Source organism: Bacillota bacterium (assembly GCA_012837335.1).
GTDB lineage: Bacteria > Bacillota > Limnochordia > Darwinibacteriales > DTU012 > DTU012.
The window spans coordinates 1-4304 of sequence record DURM01000053.1 but is presented as its reverse complement, the minus strand read 5'-3'; the positions used below and the strand labels follow the sequence as shown (position 1 = coordinate 4304).

The window sequence follows — 4304 nt, the reverse complement described above, 5'->3', positions numbered from 1 at the left end:
TTTGCAGTACATCGTTGGGCCGGGAGACAGTCTACAAATGTAGTCAAGCTACAGGAGGCGTAAGTCTTTTCCCAGATAGATCCTTTTCCATGATTCTATTATCCAGGGATATACGTCAGGATCCAAATCTAAATTTGCTTATTTAGTTTTCAAGGTTCAAGAGGGAGAAAGAACCTAAAATGATCTCCCTAAATCTTAATATACGAGGAGGCATGTGGATGAAAAGGACTGGGCTTATTTTCATATTGACTGTTTGTCTGCTGGCATTTGGCGCTGGACTGGGAGCAGTTGGCGCGTACGAAGTGCCGCCGGGAGTGCTGTCCCCAGATGAGGTGGATTTTGGAGGCAAAACAGTTACGATTGTAAGTTCGGATTTTTGGAAAGCGCTGCCTTCCGAGGAACGGATTGCGGAAGCCGAAGAAGCATTTAATGTCAATATTGAAACACTGCTGATTGATAACGCTGATCTGATGATGGCCCGCATCATGTCAGGTGATGCCAAATACGATATTATTCAACAGGCGCATCGGTCCGCGTATTTTGCCTTGGTTACAGCTGGGATGCTGCTTCCCGCAGACGACTACCTGCCAGAGGAGTATTTTGAATGGCTGCCGAGCATGGATCGCTATACAATTGAGAAGTTTAAATACGAAGGAAAGCGCTACGGTGTTGCACTCCATGATGGCGTCGTAAATGACAGTATCATTATAATGTCCTACAACAAGGATCTGCTTGAACAATACAACCTGCCTGATCCTTATGAGCTGTATCTCAACGGAGAATGGACCGTTGATGTGCTGGAAGAGATGATGATTGCGGTAACGCAGGATACTAACGGCGACGGCGTCATTGATCAGTGGGGTATGCCCGATATTACCAATGGTCCTGGCTTTTTCCGCTGGGCACCCTTCAACGGCGCGGAAATCGCAGTGCAGGACGAGAACGGCAGATGGACCTACGCTTATAACCAGGAGAATGCCATCTACGCATTAAATAAGGTTATTCACTGGAAAAACTTAGGCATTATTGGTCCTGGAAACTATAACAACGGCACCCTTGCCTTTAATCCAACTCATCTGCCCGGCAACCGCCACGCGCAGGCAGCTGGTGTTAATTTTGGTCTGGTACCGCTGCCGAAAGGACCGCATGTTGACCGGTACTACTATCCGGCGTTTGAGTTCTTCCTGACCTACCTGCCGGCTAACGTGGAAGAACCGGAGAACATGATCGCCTTGGCTAACTTCTTGTTCCGCAAAGATGACCGCTATAATTTCTTGGACGAAATCATCACCAACTGGATGGTTACTAAAGAACATCTGGATATGTACCTGGCTGCCAACGAAAACTGGCAGGCGGATGGAGATATCTTCCAGCACACCGAGATTTGGGATATTGTCGGTGACGCTGTAAATCAGGTATTATCCGGAAGTAAAGGCGCAGCAGCTGCCATGGATGAGATTGCTCCTCAAGTCCAAGCAGCGCTGGATGACCTCTTCAGACAGTAAATATTTCGGGACTGCGGGTTTGCTGAGAACCTGCGGTCCTTTTCATATTGAGATAAAATCAGTGTTGTGATAATATTAAAGCAAAATAATCAACATGGTTGAGGAGGTCGTTTTATGCCGTGGCATCAGTCTTTATCTGTAGGTGTTGAGTTTATCGATGATCAGCATAAAGAATGGTTTGACAGAGCGGAGAAACTTTTTGACGCCGGTAAAAAGGGACAAGCCAAGGAATACGTTGGCGAACTGCTCGAGTTTTTAGATAGCTACACTAAAAAGCACTTTGCTGATGAAGAGAAGTATATGGCAAGCATTAACTATCCGGGTCTTGAAGAGCAGAAAAAAGCTCACGCTTCATTTATTGAGCGATTGGAGCAGCTCCGCAGCGATTACAAGTCTTCCGGGGGCAGCTTGACTGTAATCATTAATGCGAATCAGATCGTAATCGACTGGCTGACCAACCATATCTCGAAAATGGATCGGAAAATTGGAGAGTTTGTTAATCAAAAATAAGCCTTGTGTCTAATCGAGTAAAACCAGGAGCGCTGAACTAGCGTTCCTTTTTTTATTTTCCGGCTGATCGCAGTTTTAAAAAAAGGCAAAATATGTTAAATGTAGAATAGGCCGATTAGAGGAAAAAGCAAAAATACTGAGTGAAGGAGTGCGAAAATGAGTAATCGGAAACCTGTAATTCCTCTCGGGGAGTATCCAAAGCGGTGGGTTAAGGTTCAAGGGTTAATGAAAGATCAAGATTTGGATCTGCTGATTGCCTACGCAGATGATCACGCAGTTTTTGGCCCTGCTCACTGCCGCTGGTTGGCAAACATCCCCATCCACTTCGAACCAGTATGCATTCTTTTTCATCAAACAGGCCAACCGATCGTGCTCTGCGGTCCCGAAAGTCCGGATTATATCCGCCATGTGGGACAGATTCAAGATGTGCGCGTGCTTGAGGAGTTCTGCCATCCCAATGAAGACTATCCCCATACCAAGATTGAAAGCCTGGCAGAAATCATCTCTGATATCATGGATATCAGCGCGGTTAAGAGGATTGGTTTAGCCGGCGGCGACTTAATGGGTGCCCCGGTGTATTTGGCATTTAAAAACGTTCTCAAACATGCCGAGTGGGTTGATGTGGAAAATGCAGTGTGCATGCTGCGGGCCATCAAAACCCCGGCTGAGATGGAAGTAATCCGCTATGCTTATGAAATAGCGGAAATTGGCTTCCGCGCTGCTGTTGAGGCAATCAGGCCTGGTGTGACGGAGCGGGAAGTAGCGGCTGTGATTGAAGGTGCCATGCGGAAAGCTGGAGCAGAAGGTACCGGTATAGATACCATGGTAGGTTCAGGACCGAATTCCCGGACGCTGATGTGCCGCACAACCTTTAGGGAAATTGGAGAAAATGAGCTGGTCCAAGTTACTGTTGCTCCCCGGTACGAAGGCTATCATGGAGCGATTGGCCGTCCGGTCCTGGTTGGTAAGCAGGACAGCAGGATGATGGAGGCGCTGGAAGCCGCGATCCACGCTGAAAAAACCTGCGCCCAAAACATGGTTCCCGGTGTGGAAGGACGCCTCGCAGAAGCAAAAGCAAGAAAAATCATGGAAGCTGCAGGTTATGGAGAAAGCTTCCTCTACTCAGGCATCCACAGTGTTGGAGTCATTGAATTTGAACCGCCCATATTCGGTCCATCCCAGGCAGAGTTAATTGGCGCGGGGATGGTGCTTTCCATAGATATCCCGGTGTTTAATACACCCTGGGGTGGCTTCAGAATAGAAAATGGCTACTACATCACCGAAAACGGATCAGAGCCATTAACTAACATTGACTATATTATTCAAAAATAAACGCTGGGATAAGACCAGCAAGGCCGGCTGAAGTGAGGCCGGCCTTTGGCATGTTAGGAAAAGGAGGGGTCCGTGACCTATTTGGAGAAGGTGAATAGAGTAGAATAAGAAGAGGAAGGAAAGGAATATCAGTATGAGTGCAAAAAGATACGACAAGGAGCTGGGCATCCGAACGGTGGGGCTGCGGGAATGGGACGGCCACCACCACTACAACCGCTATGAGGCCACTCCATACGAGGCATTGGACGTATTATTCCAGTCATACAGTCTGAAGCATCATGAGCGGGTAGTAGATTTTGGCTGCGGAAGAGGCCGCGTCGCCTTTTATATTCACAAGCACTTTCAAATCCCCGTTGTCGGGATTGAGGCTAATGATCTGACTTTTAATGAAGCGCTTGACAATAAATATACCTACCGGTTACGGGCTAAGCACATTTCGGCTCCAATCAAGTTCAAATTCGGCTTAGCAGAGCGCTACCAGGTCAAGCCTCAGGATACCTGCTTTTATTTCTTTAATCCATTTTCAGCTAAAGTGTTTGCTAAAGTGCTGCGGAACATCATCGCGTCGGTAAAGGCAGTGCCGCGCACAATTGATATCATCTTGTTTTATCCTCTTCCGGACTACAAAGATGAGATCAGAAAATACCCCTTTAGAAAGATTAATAAAGTCCGGGTTCCCGGGGCGGAAGACCCCCACGATAAGTTCATCATCTACCGGCTGGTAAAAGAAGATATTGAGGAAATGGGTAATGAATCGCAAGTAGTCTGAGATAAGGGCTATCTGGTTAGACTGAGCAGAACAGCCGTCACTTAAGAGTCTATTAAGTGTCGGCTGTTTTGCTTTTATTTTCAGCATGTAATTGACCATAGGCTTCCCATTTGGTAAAATTTTATATGAGAATGATTTTCAATCTCGCATACTTGGGTGCTGTGAGGTTTAAGATAGGAAAGGTGATT

The 4304-nt window shown here is 46.8% G+C and carries 4 protein-coding genes; all 4 read left to right on the top strand.

Features of this window, described 5'->3' with window-relative positions; genetic code table 11:
* Positions 1-218 precede the first annotated feature (218 nt).
* The 4 genes from GX019_07190 (at position 219) to GX019_07175 (ending at position 4116) form a co-directional block, all read left to right on the top strand.
* A complete protein-coding gene (locus GX019_07190) occupies positions 219-1505 on the top strand; it encodes an extracellular solute-binding protein (protein HHT36947.1) in 1287 nt (428 codons plus the stop codon).
* Between the two features lie 114 nt (positions 1506-1619).
* A complete protein-coding gene (locus GX019_07185; protein ID HHT36946.1) occupies positions 1620-2015 on the top strand; it encodes a hemerythrin family protein in 396 nt (131 codons plus the stop codon).
* A gap of 156 nt (positions 2016-2171) precedes the next feature.
* A complete protein-coding gene (locus tag GX019_07180) occupies positions 2172-3347 on the top strand; it encodes an aminopeptidase P family protein (protein HHT36945.1) in 1176 nt (391 codons plus the stop codon).
* Positions 3348-3480: 133 nt separating this feature from the next.
* Positions 3481-4116, top strand: a complete 636-nt coding sequence (locus GX019_07175; GenBank protein ID HHT36944.1) for an SAM-dependent methyltransferase — start codon at positions 3481-3483, stop codon at positions 4114-4116.
* Positions 4117-4304: the final 188 nt, after the last annotated feature.

What these genes read in the sequence shown, in the direction of transcription:
- GX019_07190 (HHT36947.1), top strand. Translation starts at nt 219, where the DNA reads ATGAAAAGGACTGGGCTTATTTTCATATTGACTGTTTGTCTGCTGGCA.
- GX019_07175 (HHT36944.1), top strand. Translation starts at nt 3,481, where the DNA reads ATGAGTGCAAAAAGATACGACAAGGAGCTGGGCATCCGAACGGTGGGG.
- GX019_07185 (HHT36946.1), top strand. Translation starts at nt 1,620, where the DNA reads ATGCCGTGGCATCAGTCTTTATCTGTAGGTGTTGAGTTTATCGATGAT.
- GX019_07180 (HHT36945.1), top strand. Translation starts at nt 2,172, where the DNA reads ATGAGTAATCGGAAACCTGTAATTCCTCTCGGGGAGTATCCAAAGCGG.